We start from the raw sequence: 22,933 nt of genomic DNA, 5'->3' as shown, positions 1-22,933 counted from the left end.
GCCATGGGGCAGCGGCAGGAAGTTCGACACGGGCCGCTCGATGACGCGATAGCCGCGCGCGACCAGCCCCATGTCGGCGATCACGCGCGGCTGGAGCAGGCTGACAGTATAGCTCGCCACCGAATTGCGGAATCCGGGATGGAATTCCTCCGTTACCGCCGCGCCACCGACCACGGGACGCGCCTCGAGCACGCGCACTGTCAGCCCAGCGCGCGCCAGATAGAAGGCTGAGGTCAGACCGTTATGTCCGCCCCCGATGATGATCGCGTCCGGCTGTGTATCACTCTTGCCCATGGATTCAGGGCCTAGCCGAGCCTTGGGTCTTCGCCAACTGCCCGGCCCCCAAGAATTCGCTGGCGCGGCGGTAAGGATATTGATAGCGGTTCGCAAAACCATGCTTCTTGACCAGCTTCCCACCGGCCAGCGCGCGGAAATTGCCGCGATCGACTGGAGCATCCTGCCCCCAGACGAGGGCAAGCGGCTGCGCGCGCTCGGCGTCGACGAAGGCGCGATGGTCTCGATCCGCCAGCGCGGCATCTTTTTCGGCCGCGATCCGATCGCGCTCGATATCGGGCGGATGACGGTGGCGATCCGCCGCGTCCATGCCCGCGCGATCACGCTGCGCACGCCGGAGCCCGCCGCATGACCCGACACCAGCCGCTGATCGCGCTGGTCGGCAACCCCAATGCCGGCAAGAGCGCGCTGTTCAACGCGCTCACCGGCGCACGGCAGAAGATCGCCAACTATCCCGGCGTTACCGTCGAGCGCAAATCGGGCCGTTTCGCCTTTGCCGATGGCCGCCCCGCCGAGCTGATCGACCTGCCCGGAAGCTACAGCCTCGACCCCACCAGCCCGGACGAGGCGGTGACGCGCGACGTGGTGATGGGTCGCCAGGCGGGCGAGCGCCAGCCCGATGCGCTGGTGATCGTGCTCGATTCGGCCAATCTCGACCAGCATCTGGTCTTCGCGCTCGAACTGCTGCAGCTCGGCCTGCCCACGGTGATCGCGCTCAACATGGTCGATCTGGCCGAACGCGATGGCCTCACGCTCGATGCGACGCGGCTCGCCGCCGATCTCGGCGTGCCGGTCATTCCCACGGTCGCGGTGCGCCGCCGCGGCCTGACCGATCTCGCCGCCGCGCTCGATGCGGTGATTCTCGCCAAGCAGGTGCCGCACGCGCCGCTCGGCGAGCCCGACATGCGCGCGCGCCGCCGCCGCGCCGAGCATATCGCCACGGCCGCCATCGTCAGCCAGACGCAGAGCCGCCGCTGGACCGACCGCGCCGACGCGTTGCTGCTCCATCCCTTTGCCGGGCCGCTGATCCTGTTCGCTTTGCTGTTCGTCATCTTCCAGGCGGTGTTCAGCTGGGCGACGCCCTTTGCCGATGCGCTCGAGGCAGGCGCGGGCGCGCTCGGCGAATTCGCCACCGCGGTGATCCCGGAAGGGTTCTTCCGGTCGCTGGTGGTCGATGGCGCGATCGCGGGGGTCGGCTCGGTCGTCGTCTTCCTGCCGCAGATCGTCATCCTGTTCTTCTTCATCCTGATGATGGAGGCGACCGGATACATGGCGCGCGCCGCGTTCATCATGGACCGGCTGATGGCGAGCGTCGGGCTGTCGGGCCGCTCGTTCATCCCGCTGCTCTCGAGCTTCGCCTGCGCGATTCCCGGCATCATGGCGACGCGCAGCATCTCGGACGAGAAGGACCGGCTGACCACCATCCTGATCGCGCCGCTGATGACCTGCTCGGCGCGGCTGCCCGTCTATACCGTGATCATCGCTGCGTTCATTCCCGAGATCGCGGTCGGACCCGGCATTGGGCTGCAGGGGCTGGTGCTATTCGGCCTCTATGTCTTCGGCATCATCGGCGCGATGGTCGTGGCATTGGTGTTGCGCTCGACCGTCGCCAAGGGCGGGGCGAGCGGCTTCCTGATGGAAATGCCCAAATACCAGATGCCGCGCCTCGCCGATCTCGCGCTCGGCCTGTGGCAGCGCGCCTGGCTGTTCCTGCGCCGCGCGGGCACGATCATCTTTGCCGTCACCATCGCCCTGTGGCTGCTGCTCAGCTATCCGCAGGTGCCGCCGGGCAGCAGCATGAGCCAGTCCGAATATTCGGCCGCCGGGCGCATCGCCGGCGTGCTCGAACCCGTGGTCGCGCCGATCGGCTTTTCGCGCGACATCGCTCTGGCGCTGATTCCCGCGATGGCGGCGCGCGAGGTCGCGGTCTCGGCGCTCGCCACGACCTATGCGATCGACGCGACCGACGAGGACGAACAGGCCCAGGCCTTGGGCGAGCGGCTCGCGGGGCGCTGGTCGCTGCCGACCGCGCTCGCCTTCCTCGCCTGGTTCGTGTTCGCGCCGCAATGCATCTCGACCATCGCGGTCACGCGGCGCGAGACCAATGGCTGGAAATGGCCGATGTTCATGGTCGGCTATCTGTTCGGCCTGGCCTGGATCGCAGCGGGGATTACCTTCTGGACCGCGACGGCTTTGGGGCTATAGACGCCGCATCGCGCCATCGGCATAGTGCCGGGCAGCAAACATCACAGCATCATTATCCTGAGGAAAGCATATGTCGGGCAGCGTCAACAAGGTCATCCTGATCGGCAATCTGGGGGCCGATCCCGAGGTCCGCAGCTTTGCCAATGGCGGCAAGGTCGCCAATCTCCGGCTCGCCACCACCGAGACGTGGAAGGACCGCAACAGCGGCGAGAAGCAGGAGCGCACCGACTGGCACACCGTCGCGGTGTTCGGCGATGGCCTGGCGGGCGTGGCCGAACGCTTCCTGCGCAAGGGCAGCAAGATCTATGTCGAAGGCCAGCTGCGCACGCGCAAGTGGCAGGACCAGCAGGGCAATGACCGCTACACCACCGAGGTGGTGCTGCAGGGCCCCGGCGCGGTGCTGACCATGCTCGACAGCGCGCAGGGCCGTGGCGGCGGTGGCGGCGGCATGGGCGGCGGCGGCGACTTTGGCGGCGGTGGCTCGCGCGGCGGTTCGTCGGGTGGAAGCTCGGGTGGCGGATCGCGTGGCTTCAACGATGGCGGCTCGTCGAGCGGCTGGGGCGGCGGCGGCTTTGACGACGATCTGAACGACGACGTGCCGTTCTGATCGAAGGCGCCGGCGCGATGGCGTTTACGATCTATCACAACCCCAAATGCGGCACCTCGCGCAATGTCCTGGCGGCGCTGCGCGAGGCGGGGCATGAACCGCAAGTCATCGAATATCTGAAGACCCCGCCCTCGCGCGAGACGCTGGAAAGCCTGATCGCGCGCGCGGGCGAGGGCGCACGCGGCCTGCTCCGCGCCAAGGAGCCGCTGGTCAAGGAACTCGGCCTCGACGGTGCCGATGTCACCGATGCGGCGATCATCGACGCGATGATGGCGCACCCGGTCCTGATCAACCGCCCGATCGTGGTGACCGACAGCGTAGTGAAGCTCTGCCGCCCCAGCGAAACGGTGCAGGAGCTGCTCTGACACGAAACCCCGGCGCGAGCCAGTGCCGCGCCGGGGCTCGGAGTGTCGGCTTGCCGCCCGGTCAGCCGAGATAGTCGTGCAGCACGCGGCCATAGGGCAGCGTCATGTCGGTGACGAGGTGCAGGCCCCCGACATGCTCGAGCACCGGCAGGTCGGCGAGCGGGCAGTTGACCGAATCGATCAGCTCGACCCGTGCCCGGCCCGTCCAGGCGCCCTTGACCACGATATTCTCGAAAGTGATGCCGACCAGCTGCGCGATCGCCGGGGTACCGTCGATGTCCGGGATCAGCTTGAGCGTGACCTGCGTCCGCTTCAGCAGCGCCTCGATCTCGCCCAGATCGGTCGGGCCGCCATGCTTGTACACCATGGTGCCATGCGCGACCGCCTGGCCCGAATAAGTCAGTTCCCCGGTCAATGTGTCGCCCACGGTCTTGAGCTTGGCGATGCCATATTTCATCGGATAGCCCCAGATCTCGCGGCCTCCGGCGAGCGGCGGGCAATTGTCGACATACATCTGGGTGAGGAAATTGCACGTCTCGCCGTTGAAGGTGCACGGGATCGCCTGTGCCACCGCCGAATAGGCACCGAAGCCCTCGCCATCGGGCAGGTCGAGCCACTGGACCGAGACCACATCGCCATCGGGCTCGAGCGGTTCGGGCAGCATCTTGCGGATCTTCGCCGGATCGGTGCGATAGCTGACGATCATGTACTGGCGTTCGAAGAACTTGTACGGGCCCACCGGATAGGTCGGGCTCTGCAGCGGCATCGAGCTGAGCTTCAGCACATCCTGCTTTTTCATGATGACGTCCTCCCTCAGCCCGCGGCGTCTTTGATGTAGTCGAACAGCACCCGGCCATGCGGCAGGGTGAGGTCGCTGACGAAATGCTTGCCGCCGACGATGCGCAGGATCGGCAGGTCCGCGACCGGCGCGTTGACATGCGGGATCAGCTGCAGCCGCGCCGGGCTGACCCAGCAGCCCTTCACCGTGATATTCTCCAGATTATACGCGACGAGCTGGCAGATCTTGGGGCTGCCATCGACATCGGGGATGATCTTGAGATTGCACGAGGTCTTGGTCATCGACTTGGCCTGCGCCTCGCAGCCGCCCGGCGCTTCCTGCCATTTGTACGCCATTGTGCCCATCGCCACGGTCTGGCCGGCATAGCTCAAGGTGCCGGTCAGCGTGTCCGATGCGACCACCAGCTTGGGCAGCGCGTATTTCTTCGGAAAGCCCCAGATCTCGCGCCCGCCGTCGATCGGCGGCTGGTCGTCGAGATACATCTGCGCGGTATAGTTGATCGGCTCGCCGTTGAAGGTGCAGGGGATGACGATGCCGCTTTCGGTATAGTCGCCGAAGCCCGAGCTGTCGGGCATCTTGATCCATTCGTACAGCACGAGATTTTCCTCGTTCGGCACCAGCGGCTCGGGCACCGCGGCGCGCAGCGCGACCGGATCGGTCTCGTAGGTGACGATCATGAATTCGCGGTTGATGAAGCGGTACGGGCCCAGCGGATAGCTGGGCGCCGCCGCCGGCATCGAAGGCAGTTTCAGGATTTCTTCAGGCGTCATGGCTGGACGGTCCCCCTATGGAATCTGGGATCGGTTGGCATGGAGATCAGAGGAAATAGGATTTGATGTCCGTCGACGATGTCACCCCGACATCGTCGAAATGGTTTTCCAGCCACTGGCTGGCACAGGCGCGACCCACGTCCCTCAGCTTTTGCATGAACGACCAGTCGGGGTTCAGCTTGCTGGTGACGCCCAGGCTTTCCATGAACACCTCGTCCTGGATCGAATGGATCAGCATCCGCCGGTGCCGGTCGTCGTTGAGCTGGCCGTCGTCGATCAGGTGCGTGACGAACGCGATCGCGCGCATTTCGCGCATCAGGCTGGAATTGAAGCTGATCTCGTTGATGCGGTTGAGAATGTCCTTGGCGGTCCTGGGCACTTCCTCGCGGTTGAGCGGGTTGATGTGCACGATCACCACGTCGTTGGTCTGGCTGCCATAGATCAGCGGGAAGATCGCCGGATTGCCCATGTAACCCCCGTCCCAATAGGCCTCGCCGTCGATCTCGATGGTCTGGAACATGAACGGCAGACAACCCGAGGCGAGCACCTGATCGGGACCGATCTCGTGATTCTCGAACATCCGCACCTTGCCGGTGCGCACATTGGTGGCCGAGAGGAACAGCTTGATCGGGCAGCCTTCGCGCAGCACGTCGAAATCGACGCTGCTTTCGAGCACCTGACGCAAGGGGTTGAAATTGAACGGGTTCAGCTCATAGGGAGACATGATCCGCGACAGGATGTCGAAATAGAGGAACGCCGGGCTGAAATCGAGGCTGTGATTGCCCAGCGCCTTGTCGATCCAGCTCGGCTGGAGCGGACCCTTTGCGCCCTCGTCGCTGATCCGCTTCCAGAACTTGGCGAGCTCCTCGCGCGCGCCTTCCGCGCCGCCGATGGTCAGGCCATAACCGAGCACCGTGGCGTTCATCGCGCCCGCGCTGGTCGCGCTCACCGCATCGAAATGGAGCCGCCCGTCCTCGAGCAGCCTGTCGAGCACGCCCCAGGCGAAGGCGCCGTGCGCGCCGCCGCCCTGCAAGGCCAGGTTGACCGGCTTGCTGTTCGGCGCTGCAACATATCTGTCATTATTCGGTTTCGCATCCGCAGCATAAGCCGCCGACGACGGACCAGCCTCGGCCATCGTACATCCCCCAGAAACTGTCGCGAAACCCGAGTTTTTCCGTTGGAACCTAGGGGTAACTCACGTTAGACGAGTCGGCAAGAGTGATTCGCTGCAACTGCGAACATCGCCCGGGCCGCGTTATGTAACCGCATTGAAATTGAAGGGGATCTTTTATGCTCAAGGGTTTGAATGCCATCGTCACCGGCTCCACCAGCGGGATCGGTCTGGGCATCGCCAACGTCCTGGCGTCCAAGGGCGCCAATCTGGTCATCACCGGTTTCGGCGATGCCGACGCGATCGAGAAGGAGCGCGCCGGCCTGGCCGAGAAATACGGCGTCGAGGTCGTCTACAGCAATGCCGACATGTCGAAGCCCGATGATGTCCGCGCGATGGTCGAACTGTGCGTCGAGAAGCTCGGTTCGGTCGACATCCTCGTCAACAATGCCGGCATCCAGCACACGGCTTCCGTCGAGGAATTCCCGGAGGAAAAGTGGCACCAGGTGATCGCGATCAACCTGTCGGGAATCTTCTTCGCCATCCAGGCCGCGCTGCCGCACATGAAGGCCAAGGGCTTCGGCCGCATCATCAATATCGGTTCGGTGCACGGCCTGATCGCCAGCAAGCACAAGGCGGCCTATGTTGCCGCCAAGCACGGCGTGGTCGGCCTTTCCAAGGTGGTCGCGCTGGAAAACGCGGGCACCGGCATCACCAGCAACACCATCTGCCCCGGTTGGGTCCACACCCCGCTGGTGCAGAAGCAGATCGAGGCGATGGCCGAGGAACAGGGCATCAGCGTCGAGGCCGCGACCGAAAAGCTGCTGATCGAAAAGCAGCCGAGCAAGCAGTTCGCCACCCCCGAACAGATGGGCGAGCTCGCCGCGTTCCTCTCGAGCGAAGCCGCCGCGCAGATCACCGGCACCGCGATCCCGGTCGACGGCGGCTGGACCGCGCAGTGATGCGATGACGGTGGCGGGGCCGTAGGGGGCTCCGCTGGTATTCGGATACTCTGGGAACCGGCGGGGTGAAAGCTCCGCCGGTTTTCGTTAGGTGACTTGATTGCGTCTTGGCCCATTGAGTGATATCTCATAAGATATGCAAAAGGTCGTTCTCGACACGGATGTTGTGGTGACGGCGCTACGGAGCAGAGAAGGCGGCAGCAACGCCGTGCTCCGGCTGGTCGCCGCGGGACGGGTTGTTCCACTGGTGACGCCTGCGCTGTTCGTCGAATATGAATCGGTCTTGAAACGGCCTGAGCAATGTGCGGTGCATGGCTTCAGCCTGGACGAGATCGATCAATTTCTCGAGGCGCTGGCGAGTAGCTGCGAGGCGGTCGAAGTTAGCTTCCGGTGGCGCCCGTTGCTGCACGACGCGAATGACGAAATGGTGTTGGAAGCCGCAATCAATGGTGGTGCCGACAGGTTGGTGACGCACAATGTTCGCGATTTTGCCAAAGGCGCGGCGCTGTTTGGACTGCCGGTGGTAAGACCTGGCGAGCTATTGAAGGAATTACGGTCATGAACAAGGCATCCTATCCCTTGAAGCTGCCGATTTCGATCAAGGAGGCTGCCGCGCGGCTGGCCAAGCAGGACGGCGTGTCGCTCAATCAGTGGATTTCAGTGGCCGTGGCCCAAAAGATCGGTGCCGTCGAAATGGCAGCAGATTTTCTGAAACAGCGCGCCGGGGCTGCCAAGCCATCGGACATGCTGCCCTTTCTGGATCGGGCAGGAACCGAGCCGTTGCCTCCCGGAGACGAGATTGAAGCGGGAGCAAAGCCGCGATAGGGCCTCACCCCACCGGCGCCCGTCTGCGATAGCTTAGCGCCTCGGCGACATGCTCCCGGCCGACCGTTTCCGCGCCGCTGAGGTCCGCGATCGTGCGGGCGACCCTCAGCACCCTGGTATAGCCGCGCGCGGATAGCCGCATCGCTTCGGCGGCGCGGGCGAGGATCTGGCGCGCGGGTTCATCGGGGGTGGCGAAGCGTTCGAGCGCCTCGCCGTCGATCTCGGCATTGGTGCGCGCTTTGATGTCCTTGTAGCGCGCGGTCTGGAGCGCGCGGGCGGCGGCGACCCTTGCCGCTACCTCTTGCGATCCTTCGGCGGGCGGGGGCAGGGTGAGGTCGGCGGCGGTGACGGCCTCGACCTCGACATGCAGGTCGATCCTGTCGAGCAGCGGTCCTGACACCTTCGCCTGATAGTCCGCCGCGCAGCGCGGCGCGCGCGAGCAGCCGAGCGCGGGATCGCCCAGATGGCCGCAGCGGCACGGGTTCATCGCCGCGATCATCTGCACCCGCGCGGGGAAGGTGACATGCGCATTGGCGCGTGCGACGCTGACCTCGCCGGTCTCGAGCGGCTGGCGCAGCGAATCGAGCACGGTGCGCTGGAATTCGGGCAGCTCGTCGAGGAACAGCACGCCCAGATGCGCCATCGACACCTCGCCGGGACGCACCTTCAATCCGCCGCCGACGAGCGCGGCCATCGAGGCGCTGTGATGCGGAGCGCGGAACGGGCGCGCGCGGCTGATCCGGCCGTCGACCAAAGTGCCCGCGACGCTCGCCACCATCGACACCTCGAGCGCTTCCTGCGGGGTGAGCGGCGGCAAGATGCCCGGCAGGCACGAGGCCATCAGCGACTTGCCCGCGCCCGGAGGACCCACCATCACCATGTTATGCCCGCCGGCCGCGGCGATCTCGAGCGCGCGCTTGGCGGTCTCCTGCCCCTTGACCTGCTTGAGATCCGGCCCCGGCGCGGGCTCTTCGGCGACGCCGGGCTTGGGCGGGCTCAATCGGCCATGGCCCTTGAGATGGTTGAGGAGGGTGAGCAGATCAGGCGCGGCGACCACGTCGATGCCGCCTGCCCAAGCGGCCTCCGCGCCCTGCGCCGCCGGGCAGATCAGCCCCTTGCCGGTCGCCGAGGCGTGCAAGGCGGCGAGCAGCACGCCGGGCGAGGCGGCAATGCGCCCGTCGAGCGCGAGTTCGCCCACCGCGACATATTCGCCGACCAGCTCGGCATCGATGATCCCCATCGCGGCGAGCAGTGCGAGCGCGATCGGCAGGTCGTAATGCGACCCTTCCTTGGGCAGGTCGGCCGGTGACAGGTTCACGGTGATGCGCTTGGGCGGCAGCGACAGCCCGAGCGAGGCGATCGCGGCGCGCACGCGCTCGCGGCTTTCGCCCACCGCCTTGTCGGGCAGGCCGACCACCGCGATGCCCTTGTTCATGCCGGGCGAGATCTGCACCTGTGCCTCGACGCTGCGCGCCTCGAGGCCCAGATAGGCCACGGTCTGGACGATGGCGACCATCACACGCCCCCCTTTTGTTCCGGGGCCGAGCCTGACGTGCCGATGTTAAGGAGTCGAGCGGATTCGGCAGAATCGCTTCATTCCGGAGGCAATTGCACCCGCTCGGGCAGGGGAAAGAGCGTCAGGAAGCGTGCGATCAGCGCCGGATCGCCCTCGGCATGGAGCAGCCCTTCGGCGTCGAGCGCGTCGAGCGGCACCCCGCCATAGACCGCGCCTGCGAGCGCGTGGGGGGTGCCGGTGAAGACGAGGTCGCAGCCTTGCGCCTTGCCGCGCGCGATCGCGATGCCGCTTGCATCGAGTTGCCCGACATAGGTCATGTCGCCGAAGGCAAAGCCCACCCGCAGCGCAAGATCGCCCACGCGCGCGCGGTCGATCATGGTGCGGAAGGAGAGCATCACCGAGACCCCGCTGATCGGCAAGCTGGGGTCGTGCCAGGGCGATCGCGCCGCCCAGCGGCCCAGCATCTGCACCAGCGGTTCTGCCTCGTAACCCCATTCGGTCAGCTCATAGACCTGCGCGGAGGCGGGCGGCGGCAGGCGGCGGCGGACGAGCAGGTGCCTGGCCTCCAGCCCCTCGAGCCGCTGGGTCAGCACATTGGCGCTGATGCCGGGAAGATCGGCGCGCAGCTCGCTGAAGCGGCGCGGCCCGAGCATCAGCTCGCGCATCACCAGCAGCGCCCAGCGCTCGCCGATCAGTTCCAGCGCATGCGCGGTCCCGCACGCATCGTCATACAGCCTCTTGACCAATCCGACCCCTTCGAGGTTATAAATAATAACTAAGCAGTTGCTTTTTGTAACACGGCTTGTCACGCTCGGCAACGACAGCGCCCGAGTCGCAGAAACAGGCGACCGGGCCAAGCGAGGATGTACCGATGAGCAAGATAGCCCCCAAGATCGCACCCTGTCTGTGGTTCGATGGCGCGGCGGAAGAGGCCGCGCATTTCTATGCCGGGCTGCTCCCCGACAGCCGGATCGACCGCGTGGTGCGCGCGCCTTCCGACAACCCTTCGACGGCGCAAGGCGCGGTGATCCTGGTCGAATTCACGCTGGCGGGACAGGCCTGGGTCGCGCTCAACGGCGGGCCGGGCAAGCCGCACGGCGATGCGATATCGTTCCAGATCTATACCGAGGATCAGGCCGAGACCGACCGGCTGTGGGACGCAATCGTCGGGAATGGCGGCGCGGAAATCGCGTGCAGCTGGTGTCACGATCGCTGGGGCGTGCGCTGGCAGATCGTGCCCAGGCGGATGATGGAATTGCTCTCCGATCCCGATCCGGCGCGTGCCAAGGCGGCGTTCGATGCGATGTCGGCGATGATCAAGATCGACATCGCCGCGATCGAGGCCGCTGCCGATAGCGCTTCGGCCTGACCATGCCGATCGACCCGCAAGCCAGCCTGACGATCACCGGTTTCGACTGGGTTCCCGATTTTGCGCGCGGCTATGTCCGCGATCTGCGTCCGCGCTGGGCCTGCGAGGAGATCGGCCTGCCCTATGCCGAGCGGCTGATCAGCGCGGTCGAGCGACCGCAATCGCATTATGCCGACCAGCCCTGGGGTCAGGTCCCGGTGATCGACGATGGCGGCATCCGGCTGTTCGAATCGGGCGCGATCCTGCTCCATCTGGCGCAGAAGCACGCCGGGCTGCTGCCCGACGAGCCGCAGCAACGGGCCGATGCGCTGTCCTGGCTGTTCGCGGCGTTCAACAGCGTCGAGCCGATGATGTTCGAGCTCGGCCAGGTCACGCTGTTTGCTGCGGGCGAACAATGGGCGGCGTTGCGCAAGCCCAGCCTGATGGCCTTTATCGGCGAGCGGCTCGACCGGCTCGCCGCCGCGCTGGGAGAGCGCGACTGGCTCGCCGGGCCGTTCAGCATCGCGGACATCGCGATGGCGACCGTGCTGCGCGAGGCCGGGGGCACCGATCTGCTGGACGAACGGCCGGTGCTCGCCGCCTATCTGGCGCGCGCCACCGCGCGCCCGGCTTTCGAACGCGCGCTCGCCGCGCAGCTCGCCGCGTTCAGCGATCATCCCCCAAGCCCATCCGACAGCACAGGAGAGACCCCATGACCTATATCGACGGCTTCGTCATTCCCTGCCCCCAGGCCAATCGCGACAGGTTCATCGAGCATGCGCGCCAGGGCGATGCGGTGTTCATGGAATTGGGTGCGCTGCGCATCGTCGAATGCTGGGGCGATGACGTGCCCGATGGACACACCACCGATTTCCGCCGCGCGGTGAAGGCGGAGGAAGGCGAAGCGGTGCTGTTCAGCTGGGTCGAATGGCCCGACAAGGCGACGCGCGATGCCGCCATGGCGAAGATGCGCGAGATGATGGAAGACCCCTCCAAGGTCGATCCGCGCATGGACCCCGAAAAGAACCCGATGCCCTTCGACGGCAAGCGGCTGATCTTCGGCGGCTTTGTCCCCGTTGTCGAACTGACCGCCTGAAGGGAGCGAGAGCATGACCAACCGACAGGGCGAATTCGTCTGGTACGAACTGATGACCCGCGATGCCGATGGCGCACAGGCATTCTATGCCGCGCTGCTCGGCTGGACCTATGGCGATTCGGAGCAGCCGGATATCGATTATCGCACCATTCGCGCGGGCGACGAGGAGATCGGCGGCATCCTCGCGCTCACCCCGGACATGCTCGCGGGCGGTGCGCAGCCGGGCTGGCTCGGCTATGTCGCGGTCGACGATATCGATGCGGCGCTGGCGAGCCTGCGCGCCCAGGGCGGCACCGTGCATATGGGGCCGCGCGATCTGCCCGGCACCGGGCGCTTTGCCATGGTCGCCGATCCGCAGGGAATCGCCTTCTACCTGATGCAGGACCAGTCGGGCCGGACATCGCAGGCTTACATTTGCAATGGCGGACGGCCCGGCCATTGCGCATGGAACGAGCTGACCACCACCGATCAGGCGGCGGCGATGGATTTCTACACGCGGCAGTTCGGCTGGGTGAAGGACGGCGAGATGGATATGGGTCCGATGGGGGCATATGAATTTTTGCGCCATGGCGAGCTGATCGGCGCGATGATGACCAAGCCCGACGACATGCCGCATGCCGGCTGGGCCTATTATTTCTATGTCAGCGATATCGATGCCGCCGCGCGGACGATCCCGATCCGCCAGGGCGAGATCCTGTTCGGCCCGTCCGAGATTCCCGGCGGCGACTATATCATCACCGGGCGCGATCCGCAGGGCGCCGTCTTTTCGCTGGTCGGTCCGCGAAAGCCCGCCGCATGATGCTGCAGCTCTTTGCGCATCCCTTCTCCTCCTATTGCCAGAAGGTGCTGATCGCGCTGTACGAGAACGACACGCCGTTCGACTTCCGCATGCTCGGACCCGATCAGCCGGAGAATCAGGCGGAGCTGCGCCGCCTCTGGCCGATCGGCAAGTTTCCGGTGCTGCGTGATGGCGAGCGGACGGTGATCGAGGCGAGCACGATCATCGAGCATCTGCAGATCGCGCATCGCGGCCCCGCGCCGATGATCCCCGCCGAGCCGGCCGCCGCGCTCGAGGTGCGCATGCTCGACCGGATCATCGACAATTACGTGATGAGCCCGCAGCAGAAGACCGTGTTCGACGCGCTGCGCCCCGACGACCAGCGCGATCCTGCGGGGCTCGCCGACGCCAAAGCGATGCTCGATACGATCTACGCCTGGCTCGATGCGCATATGCAGGGCCGCGACTGGGCGGCGGGGGATGGCTTTACCCTGGCCGATTGCGGCGCCGCGCCCGCGCTGTTCTATGCCGACTGGTCGCACCCGATCCCCGAGCATCTGACCGCGCTGAGGGCCTATCGCGCCCGGCTGATCGCAAGACCGTCCTTTGCGCGCTGCATCGAGGAGGCGCGCCCCTATCGCGGCTTCTTCCCGCTGGGCGCGCCCGACCGCGATTGAATGGCAGGAGAACGAGCATGACCGAAGCCACCGACGAACCCGGCTACCCCCTACGCGTAACCCGGCATATTGCTGCGCCGCCCGAGCGGGTCTGGCAGGTGATGACCGGGCAGCTCGAGGATTATTGGTGCCCGCGCCCCTGGCGGACCGAGATCATCGAGATCGACTGGCGATCGGGCGGGCGGATGGCAACGATCATGCGCGGCCCCGATGGCGAAAGCCACGAGGGCGATGGCGTGCTGCTCGAGGTGACGCCGGGCCGGCGGATCGTGTTCACCGACGCCTTTCGCGCGGGCTGGATACCGCAAGCCGCATTCATGGTCGGCTGTCTGGAAATCGAGGCCGAGGACGAGGGCACGCGCTATACCGCCACCACCTGGCACTGGACCAGCGAGGCGCGCGAGCAGCACAAGACGATGGGCTTCGAGATCGGCTGGGCGACCATGGCCGATCAGCTGGCCGAGCTCGCCGAGGCGGGGTAACCATTGTCACCGCCGGCAGGTGACTGAGAATACAAGGTAATCCGGCAACGGATCGGGGCGCGTAACCCCTGCTTAACGTTTCCCCCTGACCATGTCGGTCAACGCTTCGACAAGGCGCGGGGCGCATCGGTGGTGGATCATCCACTGACATCCGATGCCCGCCCATGCCGCTGCCGCGTCTCCTGCCTGCCCTTGCCCTGATCGGCCTCAGCCTGTGCCCCGAGCGGATCGAGGCGCGCGAGGTCAGTCTGGGCGGTGCCGCGCTGACCGTCGAAAGCTCGGCGATCGGCTGGCGCGAGGAGCGCAGCTGGACCGAATTTGACGAGCCGGCACCCGAGATTCGCGCCGCCCCCGCGCTTGCCACGTTCGGACCCTTTCGCGTGACCGGTCCGACAAGCGCGGACATGATCGGCGTCGTCGATTCGCGCAGCCCGGCGCAATTCGCGGCCATGCTGCGCGCCTATCCCGGCATCGCCACGCTGCGCATGATCGAATGCCCGGGGTCGGAGGACGACGACGCCAATCTGCACCTTGCCCGGATGCTGCGCCGCGCGCGAATCGAGACGGTCGTCCCTGCCGGAGGCTCGGTCCGTTCGGGGGCGGTCGAGCTGTTCCTTGCGGGCGTCCGCCGAAGAGCCGATTCGCAGGCCGAATTCGCGGTGCACAGCTGGCGCGACGATCTGGGGAGAGAGGCGCGCGACGTGCCCGAAACGGACCCCGTCCATCGCCAGTATCTTGATTTTTACCGTGAAATGGGAATGGACGAAGAGAGCGCGCGCCGCTTCTATGCGCTGACGAACAGCGTATCCTATGATGATGCGGTTTATCTTGCGCCGTTACAAATGGCGGCCATGGGACTGCTCGATCTGTTGTAAACGCTTCAAATCCCCCAAAAACTGCGGTGAAATTCCTCATAATTGCGCTCAACGCATGTTGCATTTGCTAAGCAGCTGTGGGATATGGCGATCGCTAGCAGCATGTCTGAAGGGACAATCCTATGAAACTTGCAAAGACCGCACTGGCTGCGCTTGCTCTGACCACCATGGTCGGCGCTCCGGTTCTGGCACAGGCTGCGACCTCCGCAGCTCGCGTCAGCGCCTCGGGCGAAGAGAGCGACGCAGAAGGCAGCACCGGCATCATCATTGGTGTCGTGGCAGCCGCCGCCGTGATCGGTGGCATCATCGTCATCGCTGATGACGATGAGCCCAACAGCCCCTGATAGCCGCAAGGCAATCAGGTACTGATTCGGGAAGGGGCGGCCAGCTATGGTCGCCCCTTTTCGTTATGCGCATCGCGCGGCCCGACAGCAGCCGATCCGGCATCGCCCGCCGCCCTTGACTGGGCACGCCGCACCGCCATCTTGACCAGCGACGTCCCTGTCGTCGCGATCCGGCCTCTCGAATCGCGACCCGATCGCGAAAGGCCCGATCCATGACCAATTTCCCCGAAGACTATACGCCGCCTGCCGTCTGGACCTGGAGCAAGGACAATGGCGGCGCCTTTGCCAGCATCAACCGGCCGATCGCCGGCGCGACGCACGAGAAGAAACTGCCGGTCGGCCAGCATCCGCTGCAGCTCTATTCGATGGCGACGCCCAACGGCGTCAAGGTCACCGTGATGCTCGAGGAGCTGCTCGCGGCCGGGCATTCGGGCGCCGAATATGATGCCTGGCTGATCGACATCCGCCAGGGCGGCCAGTTCGGCAGCGATTTCGTGGCGATCAATCCGAACAGCAAGATCCCCGCACTGATGGACCGCAGCGGCGCAGAGCCAGTGCGGCTGTTCGAATCGGGTTCGATCCTGCTGTACCTGGCGGAAAAGTTCGGCGCCTTCCTGCCGACCGACCCGGGCAAGCGCACCGAGGCGCTCAACTGGCTGTTCTGGCAGATGGGCAGCGCGCCCTATCTCGGCGGCGGCTTCGGGCATTTCTATGCCTATGCCCCGCTCAAGATCGAATATTGCATCGACCGCTTCACCATGGAGACCAAGCGCCAGCTCGACGTGCTCAACCGGCATCTGGCGGACAATGAATATATGGCGGGAAGCGACTATTCGATCGCCGATATCGCGATCTGGCCCTGGTATGGCGGTGTCGCGACCGGCCAGGTCTATAACGCGGCCGAATTCCTTCAGGCGCACGAATATACGCATCTGCTGCGCTGGGCCGAACAGATCGGCGAGCGTCCGGCGGTCAAGCGCGGACGCATCGTCAATCGCGGCTTTGGCGATGACCTCAGCCAGCAGCTGCTCGAGCGCCATGACGCGAGCGATTTCGAACTGCGCACGCAGGACAAGCTCGCCGCCGCGCCGGCCGAATAAGCCGGGTTACAGAAGATCCGCCGCGAGCTGGAAGGCTCCCGCCAGCCCCGATATCGGGGCGAGCGCGGGGCGGCGGATCACCTTCTCGGCGCTCAGCGTGAAATAGCCCCCGTCGCGCGCACCCGCTTCGGCAACGATCCGCTCGAACAGGCCGGGCGTGCCCATCACGCCGCCGCCCAGCACGATGGCGTCGGGGGCGAGCGCGGCGCGCAAGCTGTTGCACATTTCGGCGAGATAGCCCGCGATGATGCCATGCGCTTCATGCTCGGGCGCGAGGTGCGAGAGCGACTGGCCCCAGCGCGCGATGATCGCCGGCCCGCTCGCCAGCCCCTCGAGGCAATCGCCATGGAACGGACAATGGCCTGCGAAATCGCGGTCGTCCGGCGCGCGGCGCGGGCGCATATGGCCGAGCTCTGGATGGCCTGTGCCGCCGACGATGCGGCCATCGGCGATCACGCCGCCGCCGATCCCGGTGCCGATGGTGACATAGACGCTGACCTTCGCGTCGCGCGCCGCACCCAGCCGCGCCTCGGCGAGCGCGGCGGCGTTGACATCGGTATCGAAGCCGATCGGAACATCCAGCGCGCGTGCAATCGCTCCGGCGAGATCGCAATCGCTCCAGCCCGGCTTGGGCGTGGCGAGGATATGTCCCCATTTGGCCTGGCTGCGATCCCGTTCGAGCGGACCGAAAGAGCCGATGCCGATCGCGGCAAGGCCGGGATGCTGGCGGAAGAAGGCGATCGTCTCGGCGAGCGTCGTGGCGGGGTCGCGCGTCGGGATCTGCACCTGCTCGAGGATCGCCTCGGGGCCATGACCGACGCCCAGCACGAACTTGGTGCCGCCCGCCTCGATCGCGCCGAGCAGCGGTGCGTCAGCCGGCATCGCAGACCGCATGCAGCCGGTCCATCGCGAAGACCTCGACAATGGAAGAGCGGTCCCCGTCGAGCGCGATCCGCACCATCGGCGCGGGCGTTCCCCCGAACGTCTCCGCCGCCACCAGCGCGCTGTCCGAAGGCTTGCGCCCCTTGAGCCCCCAGTGATCGACAAAGCTGCACACCAGCAGGTCCGATGTCGCGAACCAGCTATAGGTCTGCATCGGCTCCTCGTCGGGATTGGCGATCACCAGCCCGGTGCCGTTCAAGGGCCGCCAGGGGCCCATCAGCGAATCGGCGACCATGCCGTAGAAACCGGTCGGCCCGGTCGGACCATCGGGGTTGAACACCGAGCGCTGTGTGGACCAGAAGGCATAATAGAGCCCCTGATGCGCGATGATCTGCGCGCGCTCAAGCTCGTTGTTGAGCGTATCGGCATGGATGATAGGCGGCATCAGCTGCCATGCGCCCGACGCATCCATTCGCGCCAGCCCCACCGCGCCGTTGAAGGCATGATCTGATGCGGCGAGCGTGGCGGTGAACACCAGATAGCGCGCGCCACCCGCGGGATCGATGAAGAAGGCCGGATCACGAAAGGCCTTGACCGTGCCCGGCGCGCCCTCGTGCCGGTCAGCGGCGAGATAGACGGCGCCATCGGCGACCACGCTCTCGCGTATATCGCTCCAGCCGGTGATGCGGCCATCGGCCTGTAGCAGGCCGTTCGCCTCGGCCAGCCGTTGCTGGAAGCCGCCGGGCCGGTCGGCATAGCCTGCGGCGGTGAAATAGAGCGTGACGCGCTCGCCCTCGAGCAGCGCCGAGCCCGACCATTCGCGCTCGAAATCGCCCAGGCCTTGCGGAAGCATGTCGCCCAGATCGTGCCAGCCGTTCGCATCGAGATGCAGCAGCCGGATCTTCGCCTCGAAATGGCGCAGGATCGGGTCGCCCCGGTCGGGCGCGGCGAGCACCATCCACAGGCTGCCGCCGTTCACCTCGGCCAGGCGACCATCCGCCCGCTGCAGCGGCCACATGTCCCACAGCAGCAGATCGGGCAGGATGCGCCGCGCGTCGTCCTCGCCGATCAGCCCCGGCACCGGCAGGGGCTGACCTTCGAGAGCGGCGATATGCGCAGCGGTCCAGGCAGTGGTCATGCTCAGAAGTCGTAACGCAGCGTGGCCGAAATGGTGCGACCGTTGATCGAGCGCGCGCGCACGATGCCATTGGCCGGGATCGCGCCCTCTTCCGCCTCGGTAAAGCCGCGCGTGTCGAACAGGTTGTTGGCGTTGAGCGAGAGCTGCACCCGCTCGAACGGACGCACCGCGACGAACGCGTTGACCTGGGCAAAGCCGGGCAGCACCAGCTGGTTGTTGTCCTGCGCAAAGCTGTCGGTGGTGCCGACCATGTTCGCGCCCAAGGTGAACATGTCCTGCTCGTACTGGCCGCTCAGCTGATAGATGAAATCGGCCTGGCGGCGCGGGGTGTTGCCCTGGTTGCCGGGGTTGATGCGGTCGCGGCTGATCTCGGCATCGGTATAGGTGCCGCCCGCGCTGAAGGTGAAGCCGCCGGTGCGGTACGAGGCTTCGAGCTCGATGCCATGCGCCTTGAACTGGCGGTCGAAGGTCTGGCGGCTGGTCGCCTCGAAATTGGTTTCCTCGGTCTCGGCATAGAAGCCGGTGGCGTAGAGCGCGAGACCGCCCGAACGGTACTTGATGCCCGCTTCGGCCTGCTTGACGAAATCGACCGCAATGCCTTCGCTGCGGATATCGCCGGTGACGAAGTTGACGTTATCGTTGTTGAACAGGATGCGGTCGGCATTGGCGCGGCCGCCCTTGCTGTAGCGCGCGAACAGCGCGAGATCGTCGGTCACGCGATAGTTCACGCCCAGCGAGTAGCTGAAATAGCTGTAATCATAGTCGACCAGCGCGGGGGCGTTCAGCGGGATGGTCGCGGTCTGCGCTTCGGCGGGGCTGATCGCGCCGTTGCGGTTGAAATCGAAGCTGGTGATGCCGACGCGGCCCCCGCCCAGGTCCGAGCCGAAGGTGCGGCCCGAGGCATCACCGAAATCGTAGCGGATGCTGCCATCGAGCGTCAGACTGTCGAATTCGAGCGAAAGCGAGGCGAAGGGCGCGTTGGTATCATATTGCAGGTCGTAAGCGCGGCGGCAGCAATTGCCGAAGAAGCTCGCCGAATAGGCGACGGTGCCAAGGTCGCTGCGGCGCTGGCCGTTGGCGGCGACCACATCGATCAGCGCGGCATTGCCGCCCCCGCGCACCTCGAGCAGGTGCGAGGTCCACAGCCAGTCGGTGTTGATGTCCTGGCGCGACTTGTAGAAGCCCGCGGTCAGCGTGGCCTTGCCGCTGCCGATGTCGAAATCGCCGGTGATGCGCAGGTCGTTGGTAATGTTGTCGAGGCTGTTGAGCCGGGTGTTGAACAGCACCACGCTGGCGACGAGTGCGTTGCCCGGCACGTTCTGCCCGGCCTGCAGACCATTGGCAAAGACCAGGCGCGATCCGGCCCCTGCAAGCGCGGTCGCGGTATTTGCGGCGGTATCGACCGATCCGGGGAAGGGCGAGGCGAAGCTGCCCGACACGTCGGAGAAGCGGAAGCGGTTGGTCACCGTCCAGCCATCGGCGACCTCGAACTCGCCTTCGAAGCCGAACGCCTTGACCAGCGGGCGTTGCCCCGCGGTGATGTCATAACGCTGCGGCTGATTGTTCCCGTTCAGGCTCTGCGCCGAGCGGAAGAAGCGCGAGTGCAGGCTGTCGCCGCTGATGTCGAAGCCGGGGACATTGCTGTAATTGGGGTTGGCGTTGGTGCCGGTCACCCGCACCGGATTGGGCAGATAGGCCACCGCGCGATCGTTCAGATACTTGCCGTAGAAGCGGATGAAGCCGCCGGTGAATTCCTTGGTGATGTTGATCTTGAACTGGCCGCCGCGATTGCCGTCATAGCCGATATCGCGCGGGCCTTCGCCCTGGCGCACGAATCCGCCCATGTGGAAATACAGGTCCTGGCCGAGCGCGCCGCCATAATCGAAATCGAAGCGCTTCTCGTCATAGTCGAGGCCGAGCGTCGCCTGGATCGTGCCGCCGTCCATGCCCTTGCCGGTCTTGGAGATCATGTTGATCACGCCGCCGGGCGAGTTCGACGCGAAGGTCGAGGCCGAGCCGCCGCGAATTGCCTCGACCCGCGCGATGTTGAGGTCCGAACGCAGGAAGATGTCCGAATTGCCGAAGGTGATGTCGCCGAATTCGAGGATCGGCAGCCCGTCTTCCTGCAGCTGCAGGAACTTGGCACCGCCCGAGGCGATCGGCAGGCCGCGCACCGCGATATTGGCATTGCCTTCGCCGCCCGACGATTCGGAGCGGATGCCGGGGATGTTGCGGAAGATTTCGGCCGCGCTGCGCGGCGCGGTGGTGGCGATCTGGTCGGCGTCGATGGCGCTGACCGAAACCGAGCTGTCGAGCACATTGGCGCCGCGCGCCACGGCGGTCACGACGATCACGTCGCTTTCGGTGCTGTCGTCCTGCGCGGACGCATCCTGCGCGATGGCGGCGGTGGCGAAGAAGAAGCTGGAGGCGGCGAGGGCCGCGGTGGCGCTGGATGCGCGAAGAGCCTTGGAAATCGTCATGACATCTCTCCTGAACCTGCCGGTTGATCGGCTATGACCATCGACGCTAGCAACATCGCAAACGATTGCAAGTGGAATGTGCAATCGTTTGCAAAAAAGCTTGCCAAGAGGTGGTGGCTGGGCATAGCATCCCGGCCAAGGCGCTAGGCAAGACGCCGCTTTCACGACAAGGAGAGGGTGATGACCAGCGCTACGCACGCTTCCGCCGCCGATTTCGCCGCGCCGCGCACTACGCCGCCGCGGCTGTCGCTGCCGCGAATCGTCGAGATGAATCTCGGCTTTTTCGGGCTCCAGTTCAGCTTCGGCCTGCAACAGGCGAACATGACGCCGATCTACACCTTTCTCGGTGCGGACGAGGCGACCATGCCCTTGCTCTGGCTGGCCGGGCCGATGACCGGGCTGCTGATCCAGCCTTTGGTCGGCGCGCTGTCCGATCGCACCCGATCGAAGCTCGGCCGCCGCACCCCCTATTTCCTGATCGGCGCGGTGATCTGTTCGCTTTGCCTGTTCCTGATGCCCTATTCGAGCACCCTGTGGATGGCCGCAAGCCTGCTCTGGCTGCTCGATGCCGGCAACAACATCACGATGGAGCCCTATCGCGCCTATGTCGCCGACCGGCTCGAGCCGGGGCAGCGACCCGCCGGCTTTCTGGTGCAGAGCGCGTTCACCGGCCTCGCGCAATGCCTGTCGTACGCCGCGCCCAGCCTGCTCGTCGGGTTCGGGATCAGCCAGAATCTGGTCGACATGAACGGTATTCCGGTGATCGTCCGCATCGCCTTTGTCATCGGCGCGATCCTGTCGATCTCGACCATCGTCTGGTCGGTGGTGCGCGTGCCCGAACTCAAGCTCAGCGACGCCGATCTCGCCGACATGGCGGCAAGGCCGATGGGGGCGGGGGCAGCGCTCGCCGAGATTCGCGATGCCTTCATCGCCATGCCCCGCCCGATGCGCCAGCTCGCCTGGGCCATGCTGTGCCAATGGTATGCGATGTTCGTCTACTGGCAGTTCATCGCGCTGTCGGTGTCGCGCACCCTGTTCCCGGCGGGCGAGGGCGCGAAGGCGTCGAGCGCGGACTTCATCTCCGCCTCGCTCACCGCGCAGCAGATGGGCGTCGCTTATAATGCGGTGTCGTTCGTCGCGGCGCTGGCACTGATCCCGATCGTGCGCAGGTTCGGCGCAAGGCCGGTGCACGCCCTGTGCCTCATCGCCTCGGGCCTGGCGATGCTCAGCCTGCCGATGCTCGACAGCCGCATCGCGATGTTCGTGCCGATGATCGGTATCGGCCTCGGCTGGGCAGGCATGATGGGCAATACCTATGTGATGCTCGCCGACTGCATCCCGCCCGAGCGCACCGGAGTTTATATGGGCATTTTCAACATGTTCATCGTCATCCCGATGCTGATCGAGACGGTGACCATGCCGCTGATCTATGGTCCGCTGCTCGGCTCCGATCCGCGCAACGCCATCCTGCTGGCGGGCATGCTGATGCTGTGCGGCGCACTGGCCACGCTGATGGTCGGGCGGGGGCAGCGCATCGGGGCTTGAACTTGCGCGCAAACAGGCCGATTTAGGCGGTCGAACCAAAAGCGCAGAAAGAAGGCTCCTTTATGTACGATACCGTCCGCGATGCCCTGGTCCCGATTGTCATCGAACAATCGAATCGCGGGGAACGCAGCTTTGACATTTTCTCGCGGCTGCTGCGTGAACGGATCGTCTTCGTGACCGGCGAGATCGAGGACAACATGGCCTCGCTGATCGTCGCGCAGCTGCTGTTCCTGGAATCGGAAAATCCGAAAAAGGACATCTTCATGTACATCAACTCGCCGGGCGGCGTCGTCACGGCGGGCATGGCGATCTATGACACGATGCAATATATCCGTCCGCGCGTCGGCACGGTGTGCATCGGCCAGGCCGCGTCGATGGGCAGCTTCCTGCTCGCCGCGGGCGAGCCCGGCATGCGCACCGCGCTCGCCAATGCGCGCATCATGGTGCACCAGCCCTCGGGCGGCGCGCGCGGCATGGCATCGGACATCGAGATCCAGGCGCGCGAGATCCTGCGCATCCGCAAGCGCATGAACGACCTGTACGTCAAGTTCACCGGCCGCAAGCTCGAGGAAATCGAGAAGGCGATGGATCGCGACACCTTCCTCGAAGCCGAAGAGGCCAAGGAATTCGGTCTGGTCGACCATGTGATGGAAAAGCGCCCCGCCCCTTCGGACGAGGCAGGAAATTAACAAGGATTGCGCCCTATCACGGGCGCTGCAGGCCCCGGGCCGTGC

Annotated in this window: 27 protein-coding genes; 18 read left to right on the top strand and 9 right to left on the bottom strand. The window is 65.6% G+C overall.

From position 1 onward, the window contains the following. A partial coding sequence (locus tag DM995_RS09800) for an FAD-dependent oxidoreductase (protein WP_116969305.1) occupies nt 1-294 on the bottom strand: 294 nt, incomplete at its 3' end. Between the two features lie 100 nt (nt 295-394). On the opposite strand from DM995_RS09800, the gene DM995_RS09795 reads away from it, so the two are divergent. From DM995_RS09795 to arsC, 4 genes are all read left to right on the top strand, one after another. Continuing rightward, nucleotides 395-646, top strand: a complete 252-nt coding sequence (locus tag DM995_RS09795) for a FeoA family protein (RefSeq protein WP_116969304.1) — start codon at nt 395-397, stop codon at nt 644-646. Then, nucleotides 643-2,499, top strand: a complete 1,857-nt coding sequence (gene feoB, locus DM995_RS09790; RefSeq protein ID WP_116969303.1) for a ferrous iron transporter B — start codon at nt 643-645, stop codon at nt 2,497-2,499. Before DM995_RS09795 ends, feoB begins: the two co-directional genes overlap by 4 nt. Before the next feature lie 70 nt (nt 2,500-2,569). Further along, entirely contained in the window at nt 2,570-3,106 is a 537-nt protein-coding gene (ssb, locus tag DM995_RS09785; protein ID WP_116969302.1) for a single-stranded DNA-binding protein, read from the top strand. Between the two features lie 17 nt (nt 3,107-3,123). Then, nucleotides 3,124-3,471, top strand: a complete 348-nt coding sequence (arsC, locus tag DM995_RS09780; protein ID WP_023838100.1) for an arsenate reductase (glutaredoxin) — start codon at nt 3,124-3,126, stop codon at nt 3,469-3,471. Nucleotides 3,472-3,532: 61 nt separating this feature from the next. Here arsC and DM995_RS09775 read toward each other — a convergent pair whose 3' ends face one another. The 3 genes from DM995_RS09775 to DM995_RS09765 are packed head-to-tail and all read right to left on the bottom strand — an operon-like array spanning nt 3,533 to nt 6,175. Then, nucleotides 3,533-4,270 carry an acetoacetate decarboxylase family protein gene (locus DM995_RS09775; RefSeq protein WP_116969301.1) on the bottom strand — a complete coding sequence of 246 codons (738 nt, stop codon included), beginning with the start codon at nt 4,268-4,270 and terminating at the stop codon, nt 3,533-3,535. Between the two features lie 14 nt (nt 4,271-4,284). Then, complete coding sequence (locus DM995_RS09770; protein ID WP_023838102.1) at nt 4,285-5,040, bottom strand: acetoacetate decarboxylase; 756 nt, start codon at nt 5,038-5,040, stop codon at nt 4,285-4,287. 46 nt (nt 5,041-5,086) lie between these two features. Continuing rightward, entirely contained in the window at nt 5,087-6,175 is a 1,089-nt protein-coding gene (locus tag DM995_RS09765) for a patatin-like phospholipase family protein (protein WP_116969300.1), read from the bottom strand. 155 nt (nt 6,176-6,330) lie between these two features. Here DM995_RS09765 and DM995_RS09760 point away from each other — a divergent pair, with 155 nt between their 5' ends. The 3 genes from DM995_RS09760 (at nt 6,331) to DM995_RS09750 (ending at nt 7,938) form a co-directional block, all read left to right on the top strand. After that, nucleotides 6,331-7,113: a 3-hydroxybutyrate dehydrogenase gene (locus DM995_RS09760; RefSeq protein ID WP_116969299.1), complete on the top strand. Its 783-nt coding sequence runs from the start codon at nt 6,331-6,333 to the stop codon at nt 7,111-7,113. A gap of 136 nt (nt 7,114-7,249) precedes the next feature. Further along, the gene (locus DM995_RS09755) at nt 7,250-7,675 is read left to right on the top strand and encodes a putative toxin-antitoxin system toxin component, PIN family (protein WP_116969298.1); all 426 of its coding nucleotides are present in this window, start codon (nt 7,250-7,252) and stop codon (nt 7,673-7,675) included. Beyond that, entirely contained in the window at nt 7,672-7,938 is a 267-nt protein-coding gene (locus DM995_RS09750; protein ID WP_116969297.1) for a pilus assembly protein HicB, read from the top strand. Before DM995_RS09755 ends, DM995_RS09750 begins: the two co-directional genes overlap by 4 nt. A gap of 4 nt (nt 7,939-7,942) precedes the next feature. Here the strand turns inward: DM995_RS09750 and DM995_RS09745 are convergent, their stop codons facing one another. Next, nucleotides 7,943-9,454 (bottom strand): YifB family Mg chelatase-like AAA ATPase, encoded by a 1,512-nt coding sequence (locus DM995_RS09745; RefSeq protein ID WP_116969296.1) that lies wholly within the window; start codon nt 9,452-9,454, stop codon nt 7,943-7,945. Between the two features lie 77 nt (nt 9,455-9,531). Beyond that, entirely contained in the window at nt 9,532-10,200 is a 669-nt protein-coding gene (locus DM995_RS09740; RefSeq protein WP_023838112.1) for a winged helix-turn-helix transcriptional regulator, read from the bottom strand. A 125-nt stretch (nt 10,201-10,325) separates the two neighbouring features. Here DM995_RS09740 and DM995_RS09735 point away from each other — a divergent pair, with 125 nt between their 5' ends. The 9 genes from DM995_RS09735 (at nt 10,326) to yghU (ending at nt 16,154) form a co-directional block, all read left to right on the top strand. Continuing rightward, the gene (locus DM995_RS09735) at nt 10,326-10,823 is read left to right on the top strand and encodes a VOC family protein (protein WP_116969295.1); all 498 of its coding nucleotides are present in this window, start codon (nt 10,326-10,328) and stop codon (nt 10,821-10,823) included. Nucleotides 10,824-10,825: 2 nt separating this feature from the next. Then, entirely contained in the window at nt 10,826-11,518 is a 693-nt protein-coding gene (locus DM995_RS09730; protein ID WP_116969294.1) for a glutathione S-transferase family protein, read from the top strand. Then, entirely contained in the window at nt 11,515-11,898 is a 384-nt protein-coding gene (locus tag DM995_RS09725) for a DUF1428 domain-containing protein (protein WP_023838115.1), read from the top strand. The genes DM995_RS09730 and DM995_RS09725 overlap by 4 nt, the downstream gene beginning before the upstream one ends. Nucleotides 11,899-11,911: 13 nt before the next feature. Further along, the gene (locus DM995_RS09720; RefSeq protein WP_116969293.1) at nt 11,912-12,697 is read left to right on the top strand and encodes a VOC family protein; all 786 of its coding nucleotides are present in this window, start codon (nt 11,912-11,914) and stop codon (nt 12,695-12,697) included. After that, nucleotides 12,694-13,353 (top strand): glutathione S-transferase family protein, encoded by a 660-nt coding sequence (locus DM995_RS09715; RefSeq protein WP_116969292.1) that lies wholly within the window; start codon nt 12,694-12,696, stop codon nt 13,351-13,353. Before DM995_RS09720 ends, DM995_RS09715 begins: the two co-directional genes overlap by 4 nt. Nucleotides 13,354-13,370: 17 nt before the next feature. Continuing rightward, nucleotides 13,371-13,835, top strand: a complete 465-nt coding sequence (locus DM995_RS09710) for an SRPBCC domain-containing protein (RefSeq protein ID WP_023838118.1) — start codon at nt 13,371-13,373, stop codon at nt 13,833-13,835. A gap of 164 nt (nt 13,836-13,999) precedes the next feature. Continuing rightward, entirely contained in the window at nt 14,000-14,710 is a 711-nt protein-coding gene (locus tag DM995_RS09705; protein ID WP_116969291.1) for an alpha/beta hydrolase, read from the top strand. A gap of 122 nt (nt 14,711-14,832) precedes the next feature. Further along, the gene (locus DM995_RS09700; RefSeq protein ID WP_023838120.1) at nt 14,833-15,054 is read left to right on the top strand and encodes a hypothetical protein; all 222 of its coding nucleotides are present in this window, start codon (nt 14,833-14,835) and stop codon (nt 15,052-15,054) included. A 212-nt stretch (nt 15,055-15,266) separates the two neighbouring features. After that, entirely contained in the window at nt 15,267-16,154 is an 888-nt protein-coding gene (yghU, locus tag DM995_RS09695; RefSeq protein ID WP_116969290.1) for a glutathione-dependent disulfide-bond oxidoreductase, read from the top strand. 6 nt (nt 16,155-16,160) lie between these two features. On the opposite strand, the gene DM995_RS09690 is transcribed toward yghU, so the two are convergent. From DM995_RS09690 to DM995_RS09680, 3 genes are read right to left on the bottom strand one after another with little or no spacing between them, the layout of a single operon-like run. Further along, complete coding sequence (locus DM995_RS09690; RefSeq protein WP_116970408.1) at nt 16,161-17,036, bottom strand: ROK family protein; 876 nt, start codon at nt 17,034-17,036, stop codon at nt 16,161-16,163. Then, the gene (locus DM995_RS09685; protein WP_116969289.1) at nt 17,026-18,174 is read right to left on the bottom strand and encodes a glycoside hydrolase family 68 protein; all 1,149 of its coding nucleotides are present in this window, start codon (nt 18,172-18,174) and stop codon (nt 17,026-17,028) included. The genes DM995_RS09690 and DM995_RS09685 overlap by 11 nt, the downstream gene beginning before the upstream one ends. A gap of 2 nt (nt 18,175-18,176) precedes the next feature. Continuing rightward, entirely contained in the window at nt 18,177-20,654 is a 2,478-nt protein-coding gene (locus tag DM995_RS09680) for a TonB-dependent receptor (protein ID WP_198669315.1), read from the bottom strand. 180 nt (nt 20,655-20,834) lie between these two features. Between DM995_RS09680 and DM995_RS09675 the strand changes: the two genes are divergently transcribed. Together DM995_RS09675 and clpP are read left to right on the top strand one after the other, a co-directional pair. Continuing rightward, on the top strand, nt 20,835-22,199 hold the full coding sequence (locus DM995_RS09675; RefSeq protein WP_116969288.1) for an MFS transporter: 1,365 nt from the start codon (nt 20,835-20,837) through the stop codon (nt 22,197-22,199). A 62-nt stretch (nt 22,200-22,261) separates the two neighbouring features. Continuing rightward, nucleotides 22,262-22,888: an ATP-dependent Clp endopeptidase proteolytic subunit ClpP gene (gene clpP, locus DM995_RS09670; protein WP_023838126.1), complete on the top strand. Its 627-nt coding sequence runs from the start codon at nt 22,262-22,264 to the stop codon at nt 22,886-22,888. The last annotated feature ends 45 nt before the right edge of the window (nt 22,889-22,933 follow it).

Source organism: Blastomonas sp. UPD001 (assembly GCF_003426715.1).
Classification (GTDB): domain Bacteria; phylum Pseudomonadota; class Alphaproteobacteria; order Sphingomonadales; family Sphingomonadaceae; genus Blastomonas.
Note: the sequence above shows the minus strand (reverse complement) of the source record. Positions and strands in the feature narration are given on the sequence as shown.

Bases quoted from the DNA above. Each gene is read 5' to 3' on its own strand.
- DM995_RS09775 (WP_116969301.1), bottom strand. From the start codon at position 4,270: ATGAAAAAGCAGGATGTGCTGAAGCTCAGCTCGATGCCGCTGCAGAGC.
- yghU (WP_116969290.1), top strand. From the start codon at position 15,267: ATGACCAATTTCCCCGAAGACTATACGCCGCCTGCCGTCTGGACCTGG.
- DM995_RS09705 (WP_116969291.1), top strand. From the start codon at position 14,000: ATGCCGCTGCCGCGTCTCCTGCCTGCCCTTGCCCTGATCGGCCTCAGC.
- DM995_RS09675 (WP_116969288.1), top strand. From the start codon at position 20,835: ATGACCAGCGCTACGCACGCTTCCGCCGCCGATTTCGCCGCGCCGCGC.
- arsC (WP_023838100.1), top strand. From the start codon at position 3,124: ATGGCGTTTACGATCTATCACAACCCCAAATGCGGCACCTCGCGCAAT.
- DM995_RS09685 (WP_116969289.1), bottom strand. From the start codon at position 18,174: ATGACCACTGCCTGGACCGCTGCGCATATCGCCGCTCTCGAAGGTCAG.
- DM995_RS09795 (WP_116969304.1), top strand. From the start codon at position 395: ATGCTTCTTGACCAGCTTCCCACCGGCCAGCGCGCGGAAATTGCCGCG.
- DM995_RS09715 (WP_116969292.1), top strand. From the start codon at position 12,694: ATGATGCTGCAGCTCTTTGCGCATCCCTTCTCCTCCTATTGCCAGAAG.
- DM995_RS09725 (WP_023838115.1), top strand. From the start codon at position 11,515: ATGACCTATATCGACGGCTTCGTCATTCCCTGCCCCCAGGCCAATCGC.
- DM995_RS09760 (WP_116969299.1), top strand. From the start codon at position 6,331: ATGCTCAAGGGTTTGAATGCCATCGTCACCGGCTCCACCAGCGGGATC.
- DM995_RS09690 (WP_116970408.1), bottom strand. From the start codon at position 17,036: ATGCCGGCTGACGCACCGCTGCTCGGCGCGATCGAGGCGGGCGGCACC.
- DM995_RS09720 (WP_116969293.1), top strand. From the start codon at position 11,912: ATGACCAACCGACAGGGCGAATTCGTCTGGTACGAACTGATGACCCGC.
- clpP (WP_023838126.1), top strand. From the start codon at position 22,262: ATGTACGATACCGTCCGCGATGCCCTGGTCCCGATTGTCATCGAACAA.
- DM995_RS09745 (WP_116969296.1), bottom strand. From the start codon at position 9,454: ATGGTCGCCATCGTCCAGACCGTGGCCTATCTGGGCCTCGAGGCGCGC.
- DM995_RS09700 (WP_023838120.1), top strand. From the start codon at position 14,833: ATGAAACTTGCAAAGACCGCACTGGCTGCGCTTGCTCTGACCACCATG.
- ssb (WP_116969302.1), top strand. From the start codon at position 2,570: ATGTCGGGCAGCGTCAACAAGGTCATCCTGATCGGCAATCTGGGGGCC.
- DM995_RS09735 (WP_116969295.1), top strand. From the start codon at position 10,326: ATGAGCAAGATAGCCCCCAAGATCGCACCCTGTCTGTGGTTCGATGGC.
- DM995_RS09710 (WP_023838118.1), top strand. From the start codon at position 13,371: ATGACCGAAGCCACCGACGAACCCGGCTACCCCCTACGCGTAACCCGG.
- DM995_RS09765 (WP_116969300.1), bottom strand. From the start codon at position 6,175: ATGGCCGAGGCTGGTCCGTCGTCGGCGGCTTATGCTGCGGATGCGAAA.
- DM995_RS09755 (WP_116969298.1), top strand. From the start codon at position 7,250: ATGCAAAAGGTCGTTCTCGACACGGATGTTGTGGTGACGGCGCTACGG.
- DM995_RS09750 (WP_116969297.1), top strand. From the start codon at position 7,672: ATGAACAAGGCATCCTATCCCTTGAAGCTGCCGATTTCGATCAAGGAG.
- DM995_RS09770 (WP_023838102.1), bottom strand. From the start codon at position 5,040: ATGACGCCTGAAGAAATCCTGAAACTGCCTTCGATGCCGGCGGCGGCG.
- feoB (WP_116969303.1), top strand. From the start codon at position 643: ATGACCCGACACCAGCCGCTGATCGCGCTGGTCGGCAACCCCAATGCC.
- DM995_RS09730 (WP_116969294.1), top strand. From the start codon at position 10,826: ATGCCGATCGACCCGCAAGCCAGCCTGACGATCACCGGTTTCGACTGG.
- DM995_RS09680 (WP_198669315.1), bottom strand. From the start codon at position 20,654: ATGACGATTTCCAAGGCTCTTCGCGCATCCAGCGCCACCGCGGCCCTC.